This window comes from Arenibacter palladensis (genome assembly GCF_900129275.1).
Classification (GTDB): domain Bacteria; phylum Bacteroidota; class Bacteroidia; order Flavobacteriales; family Flavobacteriaceae; genus Arenibacter; species Arenibacter palladensis.
The window spans coordinates 1,150,351-1,173,957 of record NZ_FQUX01000001.1 but is presented as its reverse complement, the minus strand read 5'-3'; the positions used below and the strand labels follow the sequence as shown (position 1 = coordinate 1,173,957).

23 protein-coding genes are annotated in these 23,607 nt (G+C 40.3%); 12 read left to right on the top strand and 11 right to left on the bottom strand.

The features are described from left to right. The first annotated feature begins 147 nt into the window (after positions 1-147). Together BUA60_RS04725 and BUA60_RS04715 are read left to right on the top strand one after the other, a co-directional pair. A complete protein-coding gene (locus BUA60_RS04725; protein WP_072860536.1) occupies positions 148-471 on the top strand; it encodes a T9SS type A sorting domain-containing protein in 324 nt (107 codons plus the stop codon). A 385-nt stretch (positions 472-856) separates the two neighbouring features. After that, the gene (locus tag BUA60_RS04715; protein WP_072860534.1) at positions 857-1,834 is read left to right on the top strand and encodes a LuxE/PaaK family acyltransferase; all 978 of its coding nucleotides are present in this window, start codon (positions 857-859) and stop codon (positions 1,832-1,834) included. Here BUA60_RS04715 and BUA60_RS04710 read toward each other — a convergent pair. Both BUA60_RS04710 and tyrS read right to left on the bottom strand, forming a co-directional pair. After that, positions 1,829-2,359 (bottom strand): hypothetical protein, encoded by a 531-nt coding sequence (locus tag BUA60_RS04710; protein WP_072860533.1) that lies wholly within the window; start codon positions 2,357-2,359, stop codon positions 1,829-1,831. The two genes, BUA60_RS04715 and BUA60_RS04710, sit on opposite strands and share 6 nt — an antisense overlap. Positions 2,360-2,426: 67 nt before the next feature. Further along, a complete protein-coding gene (gene tyrS / locus BUA60_RS04705; protein ID WP_072860532.1) occupies positions 2,427-3,722 on the bottom strand; it encodes a tyrosine--tRNA ligase in 1,296 nt (431 codons plus the stop codon). 105 nt (positions 3,723-3,827) lie between these two features. Here tyrS and BUA60_RS04700 point away from each other — a divergent pair, with 105 nt between their 5' ends. Continuing rightward, on the top strand, positions 3,828-4,835 hold the full coding sequence (locus BUA60_RS04700) for an NAD-dependent epimerase/dehydratase family protein (RefSeq protein ID WP_072860531.1): 1,008 nt from the start codon (positions 3,828-3,830) through the stop codon (positions 4,833-4,835). Here the strand turns inward: BUA60_RS04700 and BUA60_RS04695 are convergent. The 3 genes from BUA60_RS04695 to BUA60_RS04685 are packed head-to-tail and all read right to left on the bottom strand — an operon-like array spanning position 4,816 to position 7,314. Continuing rightward, on the bottom strand, positions 4,816-5,244 hold the full coding sequence (locus BUA60_RS04695; protein ID WP_072860530.1) for a DUF4296 domain-containing protein: 429 nt from the start codon (positions 5,242-5,244) through the stop codon (positions 4,816-4,818). The two genes, BUA60_RS04700 and BUA60_RS04695, sit on opposite strands and share 20 nt — an antisense overlap. Beyond that, positions 5,244-6,584 carry a dihydroorotase gene (locus BUA60_RS04690; RefSeq protein ID WP_072860529.1) on the bottom strand — a complete coding sequence of 447 codons (1,341 nt, stop codon included), beginning with the start codon at positions 6,582-6,584 and terminating at the stop codon, positions 5,244-5,246. The genes BUA60_RS04695 and BUA60_RS04690 overlap by 1 nt, the downstream gene beginning before the upstream one ends. A 1-nt stretch (position 6,585) precedes the next feature. Further along, positions 6,586-7,314, bottom strand: coding sequence for a polyprenol monophosphomannose synthase (locus tag BUA60_RS04685; RefSeq protein ID WP_072860528.1), 729 nt, complete (start codon positions 7,312-7,314; stop codon positions 6,586-6,588). A 576-nt stretch (positions 7,315-7,890) separates the two neighbouring features. Between BUA60_RS04685 and BUA60_RS04680 the strand changes: the two genes are divergently transcribed. Continuing rightward, positions 7,891-8,556, top strand: a complete 666-nt coding sequence (locus BUA60_RS04680) for a DUF4271 domain-containing protein (protein WP_072860527.1) — start codon at positions 7,891-7,893, stop codon at positions 8,554-8,556. After that, positions 8,553-9,299: a uroporphyrinogen-III synthase gene (locus tag BUA60_RS04675; protein WP_031445552.1), complete on the top strand. Its 747-nt coding sequence runs from the start codon at positions 8,553-8,555 to the stop codon at positions 9,297-9,299. Before BUA60_RS04680 ends, BUA60_RS04675 begins: the two co-directional genes overlap by 4 nt. A gap of 72 nt (positions 9,300-9,371) precedes the next feature. Here the strand turns inward: BUA60_RS04675 and pckA are convergent, their stop codons facing one another. Next, positions 9,372-10,988 (bottom strand): phosphoenolpyruvate carboxykinase (ATP), encoded by a 1,617-nt coding sequence (gene pckA / locus BUA60_RS04670; protein ID WP_072860526.1) that lies wholly within the window; start codon positions 10,986-10,988, stop codon positions 9,372-9,374. 51 nt (positions 10,989-11,039) lie between these two features. Then, positions 11,040-11,432 carry a DUF423 domain-containing protein gene (locus tag BUA60_RS04665; RefSeq protein ID WP_072860525.1) on the bottom strand — a complete coding sequence of 131 codons (393 nt, stop codon included), beginning with the start codon at positions 11,430-11,432 and terminating at the stop codon, positions 11,040-11,042. A 77-nt stretch (positions 11,433-11,509) separates the two neighbouring features. Between BUA60_RS04665 and BUA60_RS04660 the strand changes: the two genes are divergently transcribed. Both BUA60_RS04660 and BUA60_RS04655 read left to right on the top strand, forming a co-directional pair. Continuing rightward, positions 11,510-12,883 (top strand): saccharopine dehydrogenase family protein, encoded by a 1,374-nt coding sequence (locus BUA60_RS04660; protein WP_072860524.1) that lies wholly within the window; start codon positions 11,510-11,512, stop codon positions 12,881-12,883. Between the two features lie 48 nt (positions 12,884-12,931). Then, positions 12,932-13,402 (top strand): Lrp/AsnC ligand binding domain-containing protein, encoded by a 471-nt coding sequence (locus BUA60_RS04655; protein WP_072860523.1) that lies wholly within the window; start codon positions 12,932-12,934, stop codon positions 13,400-13,402. 50 nt (positions 13,403-13,452) lie between these two features. Here BUA60_RS04655 and BUA60_RS04650 read toward each other — a convergent pair whose 3' ends face one another. The 4 genes from BUA60_RS04650 to leuS all read right to left on the bottom strand — a co-directional run bounded on the left by BUA60_RS04650 (position 13,453) and on the right by leuS (position 18,802). Continuing rightward, on the bottom strand, positions 13,453-14,148 hold the full coding sequence (locus BUA60_RS04650) for a zinc metallopeptidase (RefSeq protein ID WP_072860522.1): 696 nt from the start codon (positions 14,146-14,148) through the stop codon (positions 13,453-13,455). Between the two features lie 134 nt (positions 14,149-14,282). Further along, complete coding sequence (gene ald / locus BUA60_RS04645; protein ID WP_072860521.1) at positions 14,283-15,383, bottom strand: alanine dehydrogenase; 1,101 nt, start codon at positions 15,381-15,383, stop codon at positions 14,283-14,285. A gap of 246 nt (positions 15,384-15,629) precedes the next feature. After that, positions 15,630-15,884 carry a SemiSWEET family sugar transporter gene (locus tag BUA60_RS04640; protein WP_072860865.1) on the bottom strand — a complete coding sequence of 85 codons (255 nt, stop codon included), beginning with the start codon at positions 15,882-15,884 and terminating at the stop codon, positions 15,630-15,632. A 92-nt stretch (positions 15,885-15,976) separates the two neighbouring features. Further along, positions 15,977-18,802, bottom strand: coding sequence for a leucine--tRNA ligase (gene leuS / locus BUA60_RS04635; protein ID WP_072860520.1), 2,826 nt, complete (start codon positions 18,800-18,802; stop codon positions 15,977-15,979). 396 nt (positions 18,803-19,198) lie between these two features. On the opposite strand from leuS, the gene BUA60_RS04625 reads away from it, so the two are divergent. From BUA60_RS04625 to truB, 5 genes are all read left to right on the top strand, one after another. Further along, positions 19,199-20,761, top strand: a complete 1,563-nt coding sequence (locus BUA60_RS04625) for a T9SS type B sorting domain-containing protein (protein WP_072860518.1) — start codon at positions 19,199-19,201, stop codon at positions 20,759-20,761. Positions 20,762-20,899: 138 nt separating this feature from the next. After that, positions 20,900-21,778 (top strand): cell division protein FtsX, encoded by an 879-nt coding sequence (locus tag BUA60_RS04620; RefSeq protein WP_072860517.1) that lies wholly within the window; start codon positions 20,900-20,902, stop codon positions 21,776-21,778. Between the two features lie 9 nt (positions 21,779-21,787). Then, the gene (locus BUA60_RS04615; RefSeq protein ID WP_072860516.1) at positions 21,788-22,054 is read left to right on the top strand and encodes a DUF3098 domain-containing protein; all 267 of its coding nucleotides are present in this window, start codon (positions 21,788-21,790) and stop codon (positions 22,052-22,054) included. 3 nt (positions 22,055-22,057) lie between these two features. Next, the gene (locus BUA60_RS04610) at positions 22,058-22,843 is read left to right on the top strand and encodes an undecaprenyl-diphosphate phosphatase (RefSeq protein ID WP_072860515.1); all 786 of its coding nucleotides are present in this window, start codon (positions 22,058-22,060) and stop codon (positions 22,841-22,843) included. After that, complete coding sequence (truB, locus tag BUA60_RS04605; protein WP_072860514.1) at positions 22,843-23,538, top strand: tRNA pseudouridine(55) synthase TruB; 696 nt, start codon at positions 22,843-22,845, stop codon at positions 23,536-23,538. The genes BUA60_RS04610 and truB overlap by 1 nt, the downstream gene beginning before the upstream one ends. The last annotated feature ends 69 nt before the right edge of the window (positions 23,539-23,607 follow it).

The window sequence follows — 23,607 nt, the reverse complement described above, 5'->3', positions numbered from 1 at the left end:
ATTACCTGATTCTTAACCCTTATCACCTTAGTGCAATACATAAAATTAAGGATACACCTACAAAAAATACCCGTTTACAACATTTATTGCCACTTCCCAACATGTTTTCCTACATTTACTGTATTGATCCCAAATCAATGCTAACCTATGAAAATATTTTACACCCTACTGTTCATGGTATTTTCTATGGCCGTTTCTGCACAGGAATTCGTTGAGGAGCCAATAGACAGAACTACCCAAACCAATACTTTCAAATTATACCCCAATCCGGCATATCAGGAGGTGGTCCATATCACCACAAAGCATAATGGGGTAAAGGACGTAGTAATCTACGATGTTTTCGGAACCATAGTCTTACAGGACCGGATAACCAATACCCTTTTGAACATATCAAAGTTGGCACCAGGAGTTTACGTTTTACAAATTACCGAAAACAGAGTAACGATGACCAGAAAGCTGGTCGTAAAATAAACCCTCTTAATGGTACTTTTTTCTTTCTACACCCCCACCACATAACAAATACTTGTCTATTCCTTTTTACATTTCCATTTATGGGGATATGGATAGGGAGAATTCATACTTTTCCCAAAGGGAGATTTAAGACTATACCAATAACAGGTATTAAACCTCAGGGCAAGCCTGTCTACCGACAAAGGCAGGCCCTGAACCCAATATTAGGAATCGACCCAAGGATCGAGGTATTGAACCTAGATCCCGTCGAAAAAGGCGGGATTAGTTCAACTTGCAATTTTCAGTGCGTCATACTGACTTCTCAAAATTGAGTTTCACTAATAAAACCATAAAATAGGGTTTCCACTATGTTGTTATCACTACTTTTGTAGAAGTGATTTAGAATATGCCTCTCGAGAATATTTTTACAATTTCAACCGACGAAGAGTTCAATGCCATGGCATTGAAAACATTTGAGTCCCAATTTAACGAAAACTTGGTGTACCAGGAATTTTGCCGACACTTAGGTAAAAATGTATCCTCCGTTAAATCCATTAGGGATATTCCCTTTCTACCGATAGAATTTTTTAAATCCAAAAAAGTAATTTGCGGTTCATTTGAACCCCAAATTACCTTTACCAGCAGTGGCACTACCGGAAGTGAAGTAAGCAGGCATTACGTAAAAAACCTTGAACTGTACGAACAAAGCTATCTATCGGCCTTTAAACAGTTTTATGGGGATGTAGAGGACTATTGTGTACTGGCGTTACTGCCATCTTATCTGGAAAGGGAGGGTTCTTCCCTAATTTATATGGCCAACGACCTCATCAATAAAAGCAGACATCCTGAAAGTGGCTTTTATTTGGATGATATTGACCTTTTACAAAAGACCATGGTTGAATTGGATAATACCAATACCAAAATATTACTATTAGGTGTTTCCTTTGCCCTACTGGACATGGCGGAAAGATTCCAATTAATACTAAAGAATACCGTAGTTATGGAAACCGGTGGCATGAAGGGACGAAAGAAGGAATTGATCCGGGAGGAATTGCACCAACTCTTAAAAAAAGGTTTTGGAGTGCCGACTATCCATTCCGAATATGGGATGACAGAACTCCTGTCCCAAGCCTATTCCCAAGGCAATGGACGTTTCTTTGCGCCTAAATGGATGAAAGTCCTAACACGTGAAACCGAAGACCCCTTAACCCTACAGAAAGCGGGTAAAACGGGAGGTGTCAACATCATTGACCTGGCCAACATACACTCCTGTAGCTTTATTGCCACTCAAGATTTGGGCAAGGTGCATACCGACGGAAGTTTCGAAATACTTGGCAGGTTTGACCATTCAGATATTCGAGGCTGCAATTTAATGGTGCTATAGGCCCAAGATCTTGGCATCCACAAAAAAGGTTGAGGCAATATTTATTTCATAATCTGACGACAAAAACTCATCGGTTATGGTTTTTAGCCTTAAGGTATAGGAATCCTTTTTTATATACTCCTTTAAATCTTCAGCCGTAGTCACCAGTTCCAGCTGTTCCCCAGCCGTAGCAGATACCTCCTCGTTCCAGGCTATCTTAATCTCCGGCAAATCGTCTGCGGACATATATATGATGATCGATTCCAAAAAGCTGAAATCCTCCCCATCAGGAACCTCCACGGTCATTATGAGTTTCTTCAAAACGATTTCCTCTATCAAATCTTTTCTGGTATCGTTTACCTCGAACTCGGCAGAAGAATTGGTCTCTGTTTCAGGGGTAAAGACATCAAAAGGTAAATCTACTCCGGTTGATGATGGTATAACCACCGTTTGATCATAATCCATCTCAAATTTGGTAAGCTCGTCCAATTTGTCACATGAAACAAAAAGAGCAACCAGGGCAAAAAACAAAAAATACTTCTTCATAACATCCCATTTATTAGGCTAACGGGTATCTCCTAATTTTATTGGGTAAGTGAAAAAAATACGGCGTTTATTTAATGACCAGCACAAAATAATTCTTCTTCCCGCGCTGCAACAAAACAAATTTATTGTTGATGAGATCTTCTGAAGAAATGATATAATCTTCTTTGACTTTTTCCTTATTAACGGAAATGGAATTTTGTTTCAATTCGCGCCTAGCTTCCCCATTGGATCCTAAAAAGCCGGTTTTTGCAGCCAAGGCCGCTATCATATCCAAGCCATTGCTTATGTCCTCCTTGGTTACCTCTGCCTGTGGTACACCTTCAAACACTTCCAAAAATGTCTTTTCATTAAGCTTTTTCAGATCACTAGAGGTAGATTTTCCAAAAAGAATATCACTTGCCTTTACAGCATTGTCCAAATCCTCTTGAGAATGTACCATTACCGTAACCTCATCGGCCAAACGCTTTTGAAGCACCCTCAAATGCGGGGCTTCCTGATGCATTTTAACCAAATTTTCAATTTCGTCCTTAGGGAGAAAAGTAAAGATCTTAATATATTTTTCGGCATCCTCATCCGAGGTATTCAACCAATATTGATAGAATTTATAGGGAGATGTTCTTTCAGAATCCAACCATATATTTCCCCCTTCCGACTTCCCAAATTTGGTGCCATCGGCCTTTGTAATCAAAGGACAGGTAAGGGCAAATCCTTTACCGCCCCCAATTCTACGGATAAGTTCCGTACCGGTGGTAATATTTCCCCATTGGTCGCTTCCACCCATTTGCAGGGTACAGTTATACTCTCTATAAAGGTGTAAAAAGTCATACCCCTGCACCAATTGATAGGTAAATTCCGTAAAGGACATACCTTCCTTGGCTTCGGCCGATAAACGTTTTTTCACAGAATCCTTGGCCATCATGTAATTTACAGTAATGTGCTTTCCAACATCACGTATAAATTCCAAAAAGGAAAAATCCTTCATCCAATCATAGTTGTTTACCAAAACGGCACTGTTATCCTTACCGCTATTAAAATCCAAAAAACGGGAAAGCTGCCCCTTTATAGCGGCCTGGTTATGTGCCAATGTAGCCTCATCCAGCAAATTTCGCTCTGTGGATTTTCCTGATGGATCTCCTATCATTCCCGTGGCTCCACCGATCAGCGCATAAGGTTTATGTCCTGCCAACTGAAAATGGCGCAGCATCATAACCCCAACCAAATGTCCAATATGAAGAGAGTCTGCCGTAGGGTCTATCCCAACATAGGCAGATTGCATTCCGCTTAACAAATGTTCTTCAGTACCGGGCATTGCATCGTGCAACATTCCCCTCCAAGTTAATTCTTCTACAAAGTTCGTAGTCATGCTATAAATCTTCTAATTCAATAATAGTGGCAAATATATAATAATAGCTTGTTTAACTCCTGATGAAAACGGAATAAATTGGAGGCAATTGAGTAAATTTGCGGCATGATTTTAGTCACAGGAGGAACTGGTTTGGTAGGGGCGCACCTTCTTTTGCACTTATTGCAGTCGGGTGCCGCGGTAAAAGCCATTCATAGAGAAACGAGCAACCTAAAGGAGGTTGAAAAGGTATTTGGGTATTATACGGACCAATCCCACGAACTCTTTCAAAAAATAAACTGGGTAAAGGCCGATCTTAACGACCTGCCAGCCTTGGAAACTGCTTTTGAAAATGTGACACATGTTTATCATTGTGCGGCCTTAATTTCCTTTAACCCCAATGACTATGACCTATTGCGCACCGTAAACTATGAAGGCACCAAAAACATTGTAAATCTATGTATTGCCAAGGGTGTCCAAAAATTGTGCTATACCAGCTCCATAGGCGCCATAGGGAGAACAGTTGGCAACCAAGAGGCTACCGAAGACACCGATTGGAACGCCCAACAAAGCAATGTATACGCCATGACCAAGATGGATGCCGAACTGGAAGTATGGAGGGGTGCCCAGGAAAATGTTCCTGCGGTTATTGTAAATCCGGGAGTTATCCTGGGCCCGGGATTCTGGGAAACGGGAACTGGCATTTTATTCAAAACCACCTATAAGGCCCGTAAGTATTACCCACCAGGAGGGACAGGTTTCGTCACTGTAAATGATGTGGTCCAGATAATGACCCAATTAATGCAGTCTTCCATAACCAATGAAAAGTATATTCTTGTGGCCCAAAATCTGACCTACAGAGAAATTCTACAAAAGATTACGAAGGCCTTTGGCAAACCAGGTCCCAGCAAAGCAATTAAATTTTGGCAATTAGAGGTGTTTAGACGATTGGATTGGCTAAGGAATATTTTCTGGAACAGTGGAAGAAAGCTTACCAAAAACTCGATCGAATCCTTACGAAAGAACCAATTGTTCAATGCCGACAAAATCCAAAAAGAACTAGGGCATTCCTTTGAAGCCTTGGACGGTGTTATTGAACTATCCTGCAAAAAGTTTATGGAAGAGAATCCTTAGTAGTTTCTGGCTTCTTTTTGAGGTCGGGATTCAACTTTTCTTTGGCCTCCATTAAAGAATCCTGCTTCTGCTTCCTTTCTTCCTCAAAAAACTTTTCATCCTTCTCCAACCTATCTTTTACTTTGGTGTAGATGGCCTCGTAAACTGTAGGCATAGAGGCATAATAGGTATCACTTTTTACAAATTGAATACTGTCTATCCCATACTTGGTATAGATATACCCCATGGGTTCAATGTCATATTCGTTTAAAATGCTTTCATTAATTATCTTACCTGCATTTAATAGTGAAATGTCATATAGAATGGTGGCCATTTTATCCTCCGGAATAAGGTTTTCCGGTTTCTCCACCACCTTTTCATTGCATGAAAATAAAAGCCCTAGAAAAATGACAACTATATATCTTAACATTACTCTCTATTAAAAGTTAACCTCATGGCTTTTCTCTCTTGAGAAAAATTGCCATTTTCATAGGCCAAATGACCATTAACAAAAGTATGGGTTATCTTGGATTTGAACGAATTTCCTTCAAAGGGGGACCACCCGCATTTATAGGCGATATTTTCTTTGGTCACTGTCCAGGAATCGTTAAGATCCAACACCACCAAATCGGCATAAAATCCTTCCCGAATGAAACCCCGCTTTTTTATTTGGAACAACTTTGCCGGGTTATGGCACATTTTCTCCACAATTTTCTCCAGGCTTATCTTTCCACCATGATATTTCTCCAGCATTGCTGGCAAGGCATGCTGCACCAAAGGGCCTCCAGAGGGTGCGGAAGTATACACATTGTTCTTTTCCTCCAAAGTATGGGGCGCATGGTCCGTGGCAATAACATCTATACGATCGTCCAATAACGCCTGCCATAGTTGATCCCTATCGGCTGCCGTTTTAACCGCCGGATTCCATTTAATCAAGGTGCCTTTGGTATCGTAATCCTCTTCTGAAAACCAAAGGTGATGAATACAGACCTCCGCTGTAATTTTTTTATCCTCTAGTGGAATATCGTTCCTAAAAAGCTCTGTTTCCTTTCCTGTAGATAGGTGAAAGACATGAAATCTTGCCCCGGTTTTCTTGGCCAAGGCAATAGCCCTTGAGGAAGAAAGATAACAGGCTTCGGCACTCCTTATCAAAGGATGGTATTTTACGGGAATATCATCTCCATATTGCTCCTTATATTTTGCAAAATTTGCCTTAATCGTAGACTCATCTTCACAATGGGCGGAAATGACCATCTCCGTATTCCGAAATATTTTTTCAATCACCTCTTCATTGTCTACCAACATATTGCCCGTAGACGAACCCAAAAAGAGTTTAATCCCTGAACAGGCATTCTTATCCAATTTCTTTATCTCTTCCAAATTATCATTGGTACCGCCAAACAAAAAAGAGTAATTGGCAAATGCGGAATTTCTGGCCATTTCAAACTTTTCCTCCAAAGCTTCAATGGTAGTTGTCTGGGGATTGGTGTTGGGCTGTTCCATAAAGGAGGTTATTCCTCCGGCAACCGCTGCCCGGCTTTCCGTAGCAATGGTCCCCTTATGCGTTAAACCAGGCTCCCTAAAATGTACCTGATCGTCTATGGCCCCCGGTATTACATACTTCCCTCCCAAATCAATGACCTCGGAGACATTATCCGATGAAATTTGGTCCTCAATTTTAAGAATAATATCATCCTCCAACAGTATATCAGCAGGGAATATTTTGTTCTCATTAACGATTGTAGCGTTTTTTAAAAGTATTCTTCCCATCTTAAAATTTCTTTTTGTGAAACAAACTGCGCAACTTCATCTGTAGTACCCCAAAAACGGCCTCGTTAATAATGGAAGCACTCATTTTTGATTTTCCCCTTATCCTATCGGTAAAAATAATAGGCACCTCTTCAATCCTATAATTTTGAAGATGGGCCCTGAACTTCATTTCAATTTGAAATGCATAGCCAATAAATTTAATGGAATCCAAATTGATGGTTTCCAAGACCTTTCTCCTATAACAAACAAATCCGGCCGTAGGGTCGTGTACCTTCATTCCCGTTATCAACTTCACGTAAAATGAAGCACCATAGGATAATAATATTCTATGCAAGGGCCAATTTACTACATTAATTCCCTTTTTGTAACGAGATCCCACAGCTACATCCGCACCATCAACACAGGCTTGCCGTAGCTTTAAAAGATCTGGAGGGGCATGTGAAAAATCGGCATCCATCTCAAAAATAAATTCATACTTTCTTTCAATGGCCCATTTGAACCCATGGATATAGGCCGTTCCCAAACCAGATTTTCCTCGTCTTTCCTCTAAAAATAATCTATTTGGATAATGTTCCTGCAAAGCTTTTACGGCCTCGGCCGTACCGTCGGGAGAATTATCATCTACTACTAGGATATGAAAATCCTGCTCCAAAGCAAAGACGGAATGAATTATAAGCTCAATGTTTTCAATTTCATTGAAGGTAGGAATAATGACCAAGCTATCCGCCATCTAGGTATTGCAATTTTAGCAAAAATAGTATTTTAAAAACTGTAGTGAAATATCAGTGAAGTTTTATGATTTTTTTAAAGATTGCACATGTTGGCGAATAATTCGTTTTGGCCCCTAATTTGGAGCGCTTAACAACAACGAATTAAGACTTCCGAGAAAAAATTGCCGTCCCAACCATATTGAATTCCTAATGAACCCGGATAGGATATCATTATTTTGCCGTAACCAATATTTAAAGCCCTTGGAAAAAGGAAGGACGCCAATAAAGCCAATGGTATTCCCCTAACGAAGATATAGCACCATAGCATTAGGTTTCTTATCTTTATCCATGGATTTGGTGTTAAAAAAGCTTAGGTTTGGGCCGGTCCTTTTAATAGCACTAAAAAATAAATATCACCCTTTGTTTGGCCCAATGGATTCAATTGAATTGTTGGCCACACTAAAGAGAATGAAATACACGTTATTAGCATTGGCAGCACTCAAGCAATAAACCCCAGACCTATATTAAAATAGGATGGGTATTTTTTATAATGATTTTTTTTGGATGTATCGGGAAATAAAAACAAGACCGGATAAATGGAAGCTATATTAAGAAATGAGTATAACGTAGACTGGATAACCATTATCCTATTTTCAAGTATCTTTTTTATGGTACTTGCAAAAACCTCTTTTTATAGCCGTTTCCTAAACTATATAATCTTACCGTTCAACAATAAATATATCTTCCTATACCAAAAGAAGGACAAACTATTTAATTGGTTCAGTATTTTTTTCAGTATTTTCCAATTACTTAATTTTTCCCTTTTCCTATATTTTGCATATACTGTTTTTTTCAAAATTCCGGAAGGCCAACAGTTTGTTACCTACGGCATCATTTTTATTTCACTTCTTTTATTTTTTACCATTAAAATACTCTTGCAATTGGGCAACGGTTTCATATTTAATATCAACAAGACCATTTCCGAAATAATTTTCAAGAAACTCTCTTACCTCAACTATAGTGGTATTGTAATGCTATTTGCCAATCTTCTATTAAATTATGTTTTCAAGGAGTCAAAAGCAGTGATTTTTATAAGTCTTTTATTGGTATTCCTTATAAACGCCATTGGTTGGACAACAACATTGAGAAATCATCAAAAATTCATCGCCAGTAATTTTGTGTATTTTATTTTGTACCTTTGCGCTCTTGAAATAGCACCAATTATTATAGTTGGAAACTATCTAATAGATCGAAACCTATGAAAGTAAAAACGATTTTGGTTTCACAGCCAGAACCTAAGATGGAAAATTCCCCCTATTCCAAGCTTATTGATAAGGAGAAAATAAAGGTAGATTTTAGACCTTTTATCCACGTGGAAGGTGTTGATGCGAAAATGGTCCGACAACAAAAAATTGACCTTAAGAATTTTACCGCCATTATTCTTACTAGTAGGAATGCGGTGGATCATTTCTTTAGGATCGCGGAGGAAATGAGGTTTAAGGTTCCCGATACGATGAAATATTTTTGTCAGTCAGAGGCAGTAGCCTACTATTTACAAAAGTACGTTGTGTACCGCAAGCGTAAAATATATGTCGGGAAAATGAATTTTCCAGATTTAAATACCTTGTTCAAAAAATATAAGGACGAAAAATTTCTATTACCATCTTCTGACGTTCTTAAACCGATTGTTCCAGAAACGCTTAATAGTTTGGGAATAGATTGGACCAGAGGTATTTTTTACAGAACGGTAATTAGTGATCTTTCAGACTTAAGGGATGTATACTATGATGTATTGGTATTCTTTAGTCCGTCCGGAATAGAATCATTGTTAAAGAACTTCCCTGATTTTAAACAGAACGAGACCAGAATAGCGGTTTTTGGAAATTCAACGGTTAAAGCGGCCACGGAAGCAGGGTTAAGAATAGACATTCAGGCTCCTACCCCGGAAACGCCTTCTATGACCATGGCTCTTCAGAGATACATAACTAGTGTAAACAAGAAATAGTTATTGCCGAAAAATTAATTTAGCAATACCTGATAAAAGAAAAACCCCGAGGCAAGCCTCGGGGTTTTTCTTTTAGAATGCATATCGTTGGGGTCCCCCGCGCCTTATTTCCTCATTGGCATAGATCTCAAATTTCTTAAAGTTTTCGCGAAAGGCATTGGTCAATTTAAAGGCCGTTTTATAATAGGCTTCGTCATTGTTCCATGTTGCCCGCGGACTTAACACACTTGTGGGGACTCCAGGACATTCCCTAGGCTGTGCCACTCCAAAAACAGAGTGGATATGGTATTTATCATAGCTGTACAATCCCAATTCCCCACTTAAGGCCGCATGGATCATGGCTCTGGTATATTTTAATTTCATTCTGGTACCCACCCCATAAGGGCCACCGGTCCAACCCGTATTTACCAGCCATACGTTTACTCCGGCATCCAGCATTTTTTTACTGAGCATCTCCGCATATTTGGTTGGGTGCAACGGCATAAACGGCGCTCCAAAACATGCCGAAAAGCTTGGCACAGGTTCTACCACCCCTGCCTCGGTACCGGCCACCTTGGCCGTATATCCAGATATAAAATGATAGGCTGCCTGACTAGGGGTCAGTTTTGAAATTGGGGGCAATACCCCAAAAGCATCGGCAGTTAAAAAGAAAATATTCTTTGGGTTCTTACCAATGGACGGCACTTGTATATTATCTATATTATAAATAGGATAACTTACCCTAGTATTTTGGGTAATGGAGGTATCCGCAAAATCTACCACCCCATTGGCGTCCAGGACCACGTTCTCCAGAAGGGCCCCTTTCTTGATGGCTCCGTAAATTTCAGGCTCGTTTTCCTCCGAAAGATTAATGACCTTGGCGTAACAACCTCCCTCAAAATTAAACACGGTATTTTCCTTGGTCCAACCATGTTCATCATCTCCGATCAATTTTCTATGTGGGTCTGCCGATAATGTAGTCTTTCCCGTTCCGGAAAGGCCAAAAAAGATAGCCGTATCCCCATCTTCTCCAACATTTGCCGAACAATGCATGGGAAGGCAATTCTTAAAAACGGGAAGAATGAAATTCAGTGCAGAAAATATTCCTTTTTTAATTTCCCCCGTATATCCGGTACCTCCTATCAAGGCAATTTTACGGGTGAAATTCAAGATGGCAAAATTATGCTGCCTTGTCCCATCTTCCTCTGCCTTTGCCATAAAACCTGGTGCATTGATCACGGTCCATTCCGGGTCAAAACCCACCAACTCCTCCTCAGTAGGTCTTAAAAACATATTATAGGCAAACATATTGGACCAAGGATATTCATTAATGACCCTGATGTTCATCTTGTAATCATCGTCTGCGCAAGCAAAACAATCCCTTACATAAAGTTCCTTTTCATTAAGATATTTGATGACCTTGTTGTAAAGGGCATCAAACTTTTCGCTTTCAAAAGGTATATTCACATTTCCCCACCAAATTTTATCGGCCGTAATATCATCCTTTACTATAAATCTGTCCATAGGCGACCTCCCGGTAAATTCACCGGTATTAATGGCCAAAGCCCCAGTAGACGAAGTTACTCCCATGCCCTTTTCCACAGTAATTTCATGAAGTTTGGACGGTGCCAATTGGTAATGGATTTTTTTACTGGTTATACCATACGTCTCCAACGCAATCGATTTAGTTGAGGGTGTTAATGAATTCATGATAATTGAGTTTTATTAGAAATATATAAGTGCTCTATGAGCTTGTTGGTTTTAGTTTAATGGTTTTTGATTAAGAACCCTAATACCCAGAAGTATCCAACCCGTAATCAAGAGAACACCTCCAAGGGGTGTCAATAGCGCCAATTTCTTAAAATCAAAACTAGTCAACTCATTGATGGCCAAAAGGTAAATTGAAAAAGAAAAACATACAATTCCGACCACGATAAAATAATAGATCATCCTTTTTCTCTCGTTGACCAATATATTGCTCCCTCCCAAAATTAAAAGGAACAAAGCGTGGTACATCTGGTACCGCACCCCGGTTTCAAAGGTCTCAATGGCCTTGGCATCAACCATTTTTTCCAAACCATGTGCGCCAAAAGCTCCCAAAAGAACTGCCGTTAGGCCGAAAAATATACCAGTGCCAAAAATTGTTTTGTTCATAACTTATTAAGGCTTATTTCTTACAAATATAACAATTTGATAACTTAGTATCCGTGAAATAGAAAAGTAAAATACCCATGCGTAGAAAAATTCTCGTTGTAGGCACCGGAAAATCCACTGCATATTTGTTGGATTATTTAATACAAAAAGCAGAGGTCGAAAATTTACATATTACTATTTGTGACTTAAATCCGGAAGTTCTTCCCGATAAAATAAAATTACATAAATCCTGTACGATTTTAAAATTGGATATTTTAAATGATAACGACAGAAGTAGGGCCATTGAACAATCGGATATCGTCATTTCCATGCTCCCTGCGCGTTTTCACATCAAGGTGGCACTGGATTGCATTCAATTTACAAAACATTTGGTTACAGCCTCCTATATAAGTGATGATATCTTGGCCTTGGACCAACAGGCCAAAGAAAAGGGATTGGTTTTTATGAACGAAATTGGCTTGGATCCCGGAATAGACCACATGAGTGCCATGCAGGTCATAGACAATATAAGGGCTCGCGGTGGTAAAATGATACTGTTCGAATCTTTCACCGGTGGTTTGGTGGCCCCGGAAAATGACGACAACCTGTGGAACTATAAATTTACCTGGAATCCCAGAAATGTTGTGTTGGCCGGTCAGGGCGGAGTAGCCAAATTTATTCAAGAAGGCACCTACAAATATATCCCCTACCACAAACTATTTAGAAGGACCGAATTTTTGGATGTAAAAGGCTACGGAAAATTTGAAGTGTACGCCAACAGGGACTCACTAAAATACAGGGAAGCCTACGGACTGGAGAATGTACTTACCCTATATAGGGGCACCATGCGAAGGGTAGGCTTTTCCAAGGCGTGGAACATGTTCGTACAGTTGGGCATGACCGACGACAGCTATACCATTGAGAATTCTGAGGGAATGTCCTACCGCGAATTCGTAAACTTATTTCTTCCTTATTCGCCTACCAATACCGTAGAATTAAAACTGCGGCATTACCTTAAGATAGACCAAGATGATATTATGTGGGAAAAATTAATGGAATTGCACCTTTTTGATTCCACTAGGAAGATTGAATTAAAAAATGCCACTCCTGCACAAATTTTGCAAAGAATCCTGGAAGATAGTTGGACCTTGGCCAATACGGATAAGGATATGATTGTTATGTACCACAAATTTGGGTACGAACTTAACGGAAAAAAGGAACAAATAGATTCCAATACAGTGGTTATTGGCGAAGACCGAACCTATACTGCAATGGCCAAGACAGTTGGACTACCGGTAGCCATGGCCACCTTATTGATATTAAACAAAAAAATCACCACTCCAGGAGTACAATTGCCAATAAGACGGGAAGTCTACGAGCCTATTTTAAAGCAACTTAAAAGCTATGGAATTCACTTTAAGGAATATCAGGTACCCTACTTGGGTTATAATCCCGACTCTGTTGCTAGTTAAGATGTAAAACCATTTTGGTATCTTTATATAGAAATTGAAGTAGAACCGATGAAATCCAATAACGAAAACATTAAAATTGATGGTATCGACAAAAAGATACTAAGATTTTTGATGGACGATGCTAGAAAGCCCGTTCTGGAAATTGCCAGAAATATAGGGATCTCAGGAGCTGCCATTCATCAAAGGTTGCGAAAGTTGGAAGCTTCGGGTTTAATTGCAGGTTCTAAATTCATTATCAACCCCAAAGTTTTGGGGTACACCACCATGGCCTACATTGGCATTTACTTGGATAAGGCCATGAGCAATCCTGTAGCCGTTAAGGAACTTGAAAAAATCCCAGAGGTATTGGAATGCCATTATACCACAGGAAACTGGTCCATTCTTATAAAAGTACTTTGCAGGGACAACGAACATCTTATGCACGTACTTAATAGGGATATACAGCAGATAGAAGGTGTATCCAGAACAGAGACCTTTATTTCTTTGGACCAACAAATAGACCGACAAATAACGATATAAAAAAAGGACATCTTTCTGGATGTCCCTTTTTATTTGATTTGTCATAAGTCTTAGTCCCTACTTCCCAAAACTTGCATGGCCCAATAGACCAAGGTTGCCAAGGATCCTATTGCCGCTACCAAGTAAGTTCTGGCAGCCCATTTTAAAGCATCCTCAGACCCTTTATATTCTTCTTGGGTCACCATATTCTTGTTCTTTAACCACGCAAGGGCACGGTTACTGGCATCATACTCAACAGGCAAGGTGATAAAGCTAAACAAGGTAGCTAGCCCCATCATAATTAGACCTGCCACGGCTACCCAATAACCTAGACCAACTCCGGCTGCAGCTCCCAGCATAATACCACCAAAAACCACCCACATGGACATTCCTGAGGTAACACTTACCACAGGCACCAATTTGGAACGCAGGGTCAACCATTCATATGCCGTAGCATGTTGCACCGCATGTCCACATTCGTGGGCCGCGACCGCCGCTGCTGAAGCGTTTCTTTGATTGTATACCCCTTCACTTAAATTAACCGTTTTGTTTACCGGATTGTAGTGGTCCGTTAGCATTCCTGGTGTAGAAATAACCTTTACATCCCTGATTCCATGGTCTGCCAACATCTTTTCGGCAATTTCGGCACCACTCATACCGTTGCGCAAATGCACTTTGGAATAGTGCTTAAATTTACTTTTTAATTTATTACTAACCAACCAACTCACCAGAGCTATAGCACCCAGTAATATATAATACATCATCATAACAATTCTCTTTTTAAAATTAATCCAATATACTAAAGTTTCCTTTTCTTAATATCAAGTAATTCTTTCTTTTCTAAACAATCAAAAACCCCGCCAAATTATGACGGGGTGGGATATATGACAAAATGTACGGTCTAGTCATCCAAGGCTTGCCATTTGAAGGCTTCCAAAATCTCTTTACAGATTACCTTTCCCTTTACTATATTCAACCCTTTTTGCAGGGATGCATCCTTCTGACAGGCTTGCTCCCAACCCATGTTGGCCAGTTTCACCACATAAGGCAGGGTTACATTGGTCAAGGCCATGGTTGACGTATGAGGAACTGCCCCCGGCATATTGGTAACGCAGTAATGAACCACGTCGTCTATAATATATACAGGGTTCTCATGCGTAGTGGGCCTAGTGGTTTCCACACACCCCCCTTGATCTACGGCCACATCCACAATTACGGTACCTGGACGCATATCCTTTAGCATATCTCGAGTAATGATCTTAGGGGCTTTGGCTCCCTTTAGTAAGATACCTCCAACAATTAGATCATGGTCCTTAATGTGTTTCCTTATATTGAACTCATTTGAAAATTCCGTTACCACATGGCTTGGCATTACATCGTTTACATAGCGAAGCCGTTTCATATTAATATCCAGAATGGTCACATGGGCACCAAGTCCAGCTGCCATTTTAGCAGCTTGAATTCCTACAACACCGGCTCCCAGTACCAAAACCCTTCCCGGTGCCACTCCTGGAACGCCTCCAAGAAGCACCCCCCTGCCTTTTTCCGGCTTCTCCAAATATTTGGCCCCTTGTTGAATGGCCATTCTTCCGGCAACTTCGGACATAGGCGTCAATAAAGGCAACGACCCGTCTTCATCTTCTACGGTTTCATAAGCTATGCAAACACCCTTACGATCTATCATGGCTTCTGTAAGGACCTCACTAGAGGCAAAATGAAAATACGTAAAAACAATCTGCCCTCTTTGCACATAGGCGTACTCCTCCTTTACTGGCTCCTTTACTTTAACGATCATGTCGCTCATAGCATAAACCTGACCGATGGTATCCAAAACTATGGCACCAGCCTGCTGGTAATCTATGTTTAAAAACCCGCTACCATTACCAGCCCCGGATTGAACATATACCGTATGGTTGTTTTTCACCAACTCGAAAACCCCGGCAGGCGTCATGCCAACCCTGCTTTCGTTATTTTTCATTTCTTTGGGAATGCCTACTTTCATTATCTCTTGTTTTATTACTATCCGAAAAAACCAGCTTTCCGGCAAATAGCCTTATTCTTTACCATTATTATATGATGGTGGGAATTCCAAAAATGGAACAAAAAAATATAAAAAAAAAGAAAATCCTCTAAATGAGGGCCGTGAACATGGATTATTATGCTTTTCACATTATGTGTACGAACCCAAAATAAAGGCGATCCATCAACAGTGCCAAATAATAAGAAATCCTAATAAGGAAATTCCCGGCTATTTGTATTTTAACTTAAGGACAATCATAACAAAAAGTAATACCGCTGTAATAAAATTGGCCAAGATCATAGGTATACTATCATGGTAAATACCATAAATAAGCCAAAGAACCACCCCAAGGAACATAGCCAAATACATGGTGAGCGAAATATCCTTGGTAGATTTATTGCTCCACGTCTTATATACCTGCGGTACTATAGAATAGGTAGTAAGTACGGCCGCCACCAGCCCCATGATTTCTATATTCTCCATTCCGCTAGATACAATTTTATGGGCAAACCCCATAAGGTGAATTAATATTTAAATATATAACCAAAACCAACTTAAGCCTTGGAACAATCTCCCTATCCTACTATATTGACAATTTTTCCTGGGACCACGATCACCTTTTTAGGGGTACGACCCTGTAGTTGTTCCTGTGTTTTGTCATGCGCCATTACAGCAGCCTCTATTTCCTCTTTAGAAAGATCTGCCGGCAATTCCAATTTAAAGCGCACTTTTCCATTGAAAGAAATGGGGTATTCCTTACTGCTCTCCACCAAATACTTGCCTTCAAATTTAGGAAAGGGAGCCGTAGAAATAGAGGTAGCGTGTCCCAATTTACTCCAAAGTTCCTCGGCTATATGGGGCGCATAGGCAGAAACCAAAATGGCCAAAGGCTCTAAAATAGCCTTGCTGGAACATTTCTGGGCAGACAGTTCATTCACGGCAATCATAAAGGTAGATACAGAGGTGTTAAAGGAGAAATTCTCCACATCTTCCTCCACCTTCTTTATAGTTTTGTGCAAAGTCTTTAAATTATCTGCTGTAGGTTCGGCATCGGTGACCAAGAACGCCCCTTCTTCTCCCCCGTGGAACAAACGCCACATTTTCTTAAGAAAACTGTGTACCCCCGTAATACCAGCGGTATTCCAAGGTTTGGATTGCTCCAAAGGTCCTAGGAACATCTCGTACAAACGAAGGGAATCTGCACCGTACTCATGGCAGATACTATCCGGACTCACCACATTGTATTTGGATTTGGACATTTTTTCCACTTCCCTACCAACAATGTATTTCCCGTCCTCTAAAACAAACTCGGCATCCTTAAAGTCGGCGTAAAGGGGATTTTTCTTGAATCTTACCAAATCCAACTCATCGGATGGATTCACCAATGCCACATCTACGTGCAGTGGCTGTACCGATCTATCTCCTATTAAATTCCTTGAAACAAGTGTATTTTGGCCTTCCAATCTATAAATGAAGGCACTTGTCCCTGTGATCATCCCTTGATTGATCAGTTTTTTGGCAAATTCCGGTTTTGGCACAATGCCTTTATCGAACAAAAACTTCTGCCAAAAACGGCTATATAACAAATGTCCGGTAGCATGTTCACTACCCCCAATATACAAGTCTACGTCTTGCCAATAGTCAATGGCCTCTTTTGAAAATATTTCGTTTTCATTATTGGGATCCATATAACGGTTAAAATAGTACGAACTTCCTGCCCAACCCGGCATAGTGTTCAACTCCAATGGAAATACAGTTTTATGATCTATTAACTGATTACTTACTACTGCCGACTTGTTTACGTCCCAGGCCCAAATAGTGGCATTGCCCAAAGGTGGTTCCCCGGTCTCGGTGGGCAAATATTTCTCAACTTCAGGTAGTACAATAGGCAAATGTTCCGCACAGATCATTTGTGGCATTCCGTCCACATAGTATACCGGAAAAGGTTCCCCCCAATAACGCTGGCGACTAAAAACAGCATCGCGCAACCTGTAGTTGATCTTTCCTGTTCCCTGTTCCAATTTTTCCAATTCGAAAATAACGCGTTTCACGGCCTTTTTATAGGGAAGCCCATTTAAAAAATCGGAATTGCCAATAACTGTCTTTTCCTTATCGGCAAAGGCCTCTTCGGAAATGTCCACTCCCTCAAATATATTGGGAATGGGAATGTTGAAATGTTTTGCAAAGTCGTAATCGCGCTGATCTCCACAGGGAACGGACATTACCGCCCCGGTACCATAGCCCGCCAATACATAATCCCCGATCCAAATTGGGATGGGCTCCCTGCTAAACGGGTGTTCTGCATAAGCCCCGGTAAAGGCTCCGGTAATGGTCTTTACATCGGCCATACGGTCGCGCTCACTGCGTTTGGCCGTAGCCGCTATATAGGCCTCTACTTCCTCCCTTTGCCCAGCAGTGGTTATTTTGCCAACCAATTCGTGTTCCGGGGCCAAGGTCATAAAACTAACCCCAAAAATAGTATCTGGTCTGGTGGTGAAAACATCTATAACCTCTTCACGCCCCTTGACCCTAAATGTAACTTCTGCACCCTCGGACCTACCTATCCAATTGGTTTGGGAGTCCTTTAAGGGCTGAGGCCAATCTACCATAGTTAAATCATCCAACAACCGTTGGGCATAGGCAGAGATTCGCATACTCCATTGGGTCATTTTTTTACGAACAACTGGATGACCGCCCCGCTCCGAAACTCCATTGACAATCTCGTCGTTCGCCAATACGGTTCCCAAAACCGGACACCAATTTACTTCGGTCTCCGCCAAATACGTCAACCTATATTGTAACAACACTTCCTGCTGTTCCTTTGCGGTAAAGGCTTTCCAGTCAGCTGCCGAAAACGCCCTAACATCTTCATCACAAACCGCATTTACACTTTGGTTGCCCTCTTTTTCAAAAATCGCGATCAGACTTGAAATATCTTCAGCCTTATCGGAATCCTTATTGTACCAGGAATTAAAAAGCTGGATAAAGATCCATTGTGTCCATTTGTAATAACTGGGATCGGAGGTACGAACTTCTCTGCTCCAATCGAAAGAAAAACCTATTTTATCCAACTGCTCCCTATATCTGTTAATATTGGTCTCCGTAGTTATGGCAGGATGTTGCCCTGTCTGAATGGCATATTGCTCCGCAGGCAAACCAAAGGAATCGTATCCCATAGGATGCAACACATTAAACCCTTTGTGCCTTTTGTAACGCGCATAGATATCACTGGCAATATAACCTAAAGGATGCCCAACATGCAAACCGGCACCGGAAGGATATGGAAACATATCCAACACATAAAACTTTTCTTTCTGGGAGCTATTCTCCGCTTTAAAGGTTTGGTTTTCCGCCCAAAATTTCTGCCACTTTTCTTCAATCTTCCTAAAATCGTAAGTCATCCTAATCTATTGTATTTTAATCCAGTGTACCTACTGCACACCCCTGCATTTATTAATGTAGCGCAAAAATAAGTTTAATCTATGAAATGAACTATCACAATAGGGCCTAAGATGAAGATTATAGTGGTAAGAATATATAAATTAGGAATTGTTTCATGCAGGCTACAACAACATCCCTCCAGCCATTTTCACACCTTAAAAATAAATCTAATGAATACCCTAGCCCCAAGAATAAGTGGCATGCTACTTAAAAAACATCTTACAGTAAAGGCCGGCCTGACCGGAACGGGCAGGCAAGCCCTGGAGAATTAAACCCTTTATAAGGGATTACAAGCGGCAAAATGACATGTCAACGGTACAAGTTGCTAATTTGTCTCAAAATATATAACTTTCAATATGAACCATTTCTCAGGACAACTGTGTATTAAACTACTTATAGTAGTTTGCTTTTACAGCAATTTTGTTCTTGGAGAATTTAGGCATAACACAATACTCACCAGCCTGCCCCTATTTTCGGCATGGGATGAAACCGAAAGCAATCAAGGCAGTATTTCTCGACACACACTCGCATATTCCCCTCATAAAAAGCAAACAATTACAATCCCAAAAACGTTGAATACTGTTGCCCAAAATTGCCGCGTTCAGACTGTCGTATACGATGAATATGGTAATACTAGTTTTCCCCGCTGTGAAACAGCGCCTCCTACCAGTATAAGACTTCAAGTAAATTCTACAATCATTCGTTCAAGCCCTCAACAAACAGAAAATTTTAAATACGTCAATAAATGGCAGAAAAGTACAGATGGCAGAGATTGGGAAGACGCTATTAGTAATGTACCAGGACTCGGCAACCGATATATTATTCCATCGTCGTCGACCAATTATCGTTTTTATAGGTACGTATTAATCGATGAAGAATTACCTGGCTCTTTATGTAATTTTGATTATCAAGTATACGAGATTTTTAACGTACCCCAGCCCGACCCTCCCCTGAGCCTTGGAAATATAGAAGCTTGTAGATCCGAAAACAGGATGCTAACTGTAAGCATAGATGAAGAAGTAGAATGGTATGAAGATTTAACAGTGGATTGGTATGACGAACCCATAGGCGGTAATCTGTTGCTTGCCAACAGTACCACTCTTTTGGCTCTAACATCGGGCACTTATTATGCTGAAGCTCGGGCTTTTCCCGCCCCTTTAGGACCACCGGTCCCTGGCTCCTTCGTTCACATTCCCGATTCCATATTAAGTTGTTCCTCCAGCCAAAGGACAGCCGTATCCATTATTGTACATGACGACCCCCCAACACCAACAGATGAAACCCTGAGTTTCTGTGAAAATACGACCATTACCTTGTCCTCCGACACAAGTAATGTAGACTATAAGTGGAGTACCGGCGAAACTACCTCTGATATTAATGTTAGTATTCCCGGAATCTATACTGTTACACTAACCAATGGCAACGGCTGTTCTACTACGAAAACCATTACCCTAAATCAAATTGATACGCCTAAAATAAAAACAGCCATTTCGGAGGAATACACCCTTACCATAATCATGGATAATAATGGGGATTTTGAATATTCCCTAGATGGTTATAATTACCAAGACGATAATCAGTTTACCAATACTGAGGGCGGATTATATACCCTCTTTGCCCGTGTAAAAAACAACTGTGGTACAGCAAATCTCCCTTATGTTCATTTGGTAATCCCTAAATTTTTTACCCCTAATGGAGATGGCATACATGATACTTTCAAGATTAGTGGGGCCGAAAATTTAAAACCGGCACAATTAAGTATTTTTGACCGCTATGGCAACCTTTTAAAAACCACCATGAACAGTCCTTTCGAATGGGATGGCAGTTATCATGGGCGAGAACTTCCCGCCTCTGATTATTGGTTTCAATTTAAAGTTAACAACAACATAAAAAAAGGCCATTTCGCCTTAAAAAGATAATTCTAGTAAAAAGAAGAGGTTTTCAAGAGGCCAAATGAAACCGTTAGACCATAACACAGCTTCTAATTAGTGAGGAAAGGAGCCTCTGCTATTTTTAATTCAATTTACTTTCCTATTTTTACATATTGATTTTGTACTATGAGCACATCATTCGAACGTTTTCAAAAAAGAAAACTGATTTCTTCCTATTTCTCAGTAGTCCTAAGTATTGGCCTAGTCCTTTTTCTATTGGGTATATTGGGGCTTTTGGTACTGAACACCAAAAAACTGGCCGATCATTTTAAGGAACAGATCACCATATCTGTCTTTCTTAAGGACAATGCCAAGGAGGTGGAGGTTGACCAATTACAAAAAAGTTTGGCCATGGCCGAATACACCAAAAAGGCCACCTATGTTTCCAAAGAACAGGCGGCAGAACAACACAGTGAAGAAATTGGAGAGAATTTTTTGGATTTCTTGGGATATAATCCCCTTAAGAATTCCATAGACGTGCAACTTAAGGCTGATTATGTTTCTACAGAGAAGATTGCCGAAATAGCAGAGGAAATTTCAAGTCGGGACTATATTGAAGAAGTGAGCTACGACAAACCCTTGATTACACTTTTAAACGATAACGTAAAAAAAATAAGTTTCTGGATTCTGGTTGCCAGTGGAATTTTCACCTTTATCGCTGTGCTATTGATAAATAGTTCCATCCGACTATCCATTTACTCCAAGCGCTTTATCATAAAGACCATGCAGATGGTTGGAGCCACCAAAACTTTTATCCGTAGACCCTTTATATGGACCAACATTAAATTGGGGGTCCTTGGTGCGGTCCTGGCATTAATTGCCTTAGGCTTTGTAATTTATTATGTGGATATAAATTTTCCGGAACTCAACCTGTTTCAGGACCCGACAATTCTCATATTTCTATTTGCAAGCGTTTTCTTTTTAGGGGTCTTGATTTCTTTTATCAGTACATTTTTTGCGACACAACGTTTCTTAAATCTTAGAACGGACGATTTATATTATTAACTTTGCGGCATGAGTAAAAAACAAAACAACAATCAACCACAAAGGCCTAAACGGGAATTTATTTTTCAGAAAAAAAATTACCTCTTTATGTTTGTTGGCCTGGCCTTTATAAGCCTAGGTTTTATCCTTATGAGCGGTGGAGGAAGTGACGATCCCAATGTCTTTAATCCTGAAATTTATAATTTCAGAAGAATACGCTTGGCTCCAACATTAGTATTGATCGGCCTGGGGATAGAAGTTTACGCCATTCTGTTGAATCCGCATAAGAAAAAATAAATTTTGGACATATTTGAGGCTATTATTCTTGCCATTATTGAAGGCATAACCGAGTATTTACCGGTTTCTTCAACTGGACACATGATTATTACATCTTCCTTTTTTGGTATTGCACAGGAAGATTTCACGAAATTGTTTACTATCGTTATCCAACTGGGCACTATCCTTTCCGTTGTGGTGCTCTATTTTAAACGCTTTTTCCAAAGCATCGATTTTTATTATAAGCTCCTGGTCGCCTTTATTCCTGCGGTGGTTTTAGGCCTTCTTTTAAGTAATGTCATAGATTCGCTGTTGGAAAGCCCACTTGTAGTTGCCTTTTCTTTGGTGATTGGAGGTTTAATATTGTTGAGGGTCGACGACTTATTTGGAAATTCGGACAACACCGATATTTCATATGCCACAGCCTTTAAGATTGGACTCTTCCAGTGTTTGGCAATGATTCCAGGTGTTTCCAGAAGTGGTGCCAGTATTGTTGGAGGTATGACCCAAAAACTCACAAGGACGGCTGCGGCAGAATTTTCATTCTTTCTGGCCTTGCCCACCATGTTGGGGGCCACCCTTAAAAAGAGTTACGACTATTACGATGCTGGGTTTACCCTTACCTCCGAACAAATAAATTTATTGATTATAGGAAACGTGGTTGGTTTTATTGTGGCCCTTTTCGCCATTAAGACTTTTATAGGATATTTAAGCAAACATGGCTTCAAGGTTTTTGGCTATTATAGAATCGTTGTGGGTATCGCAATCATTGTCATTCATTATTTTATAAGTCCACTAACGGTAATCTAATGACAAAGGAAGACTTTTTAGACGGGCAGGTATTACTTATAGACAAACCGCTTGGTTGGTCATCCTTTCAGGCTGTTAATTCCTTAAAATGGAAAATTAGAAAGAAATTCCAGCTAAAGAAAATTAAGATAGGCCACGCCGGAACCCTTGACCCACTGGCCACAGGCTTATTACTTATTTGTACTGGAAAAGCTACCAAAACCATAAACGAACTACAGGGTCAGGAAAAAGAGTATACAGGCACTATTACCCTAGGAGGCACAACCCCTTCTTATGATCTGGAAACCGAAATAAACGAAAAATACCCCGTGGATCATATTACCAATGAACTGATCCACAGTACCACTGCCCAATTTATTGGGGATATAGAACAAATTCCGCCTGTTTTTTCTGCGCTCAAAAAAGACGGCAAAAGACTTTATGAATATGCCAGGGAAGGTAAGGAAGTGGAGATTAAAAAGAGAAAGGTCACTATTACCGAGTTTGAAATTACCTCCATTTCACTGCCCATGGTACAGTTTAGGGTGGTCTGTAGCAAAGGCACTTATATTAGGTCTTTGGCCCATGATTTCGGTAAGGCACTGCAATCCGGTGCGCATTTATCCTCGTTGAAAAGAACCAAAATAGGCGATTACAACGTAAATAAAGCCATAACCCCCGAGGAATTTGGTAAATTACTGCAAATCGACAGTTAAATCTCGATATAATAAGTGGTAACCTAACCGTTCGTCGATAATTTGAAATATTTTTGATAAAACGTGGTT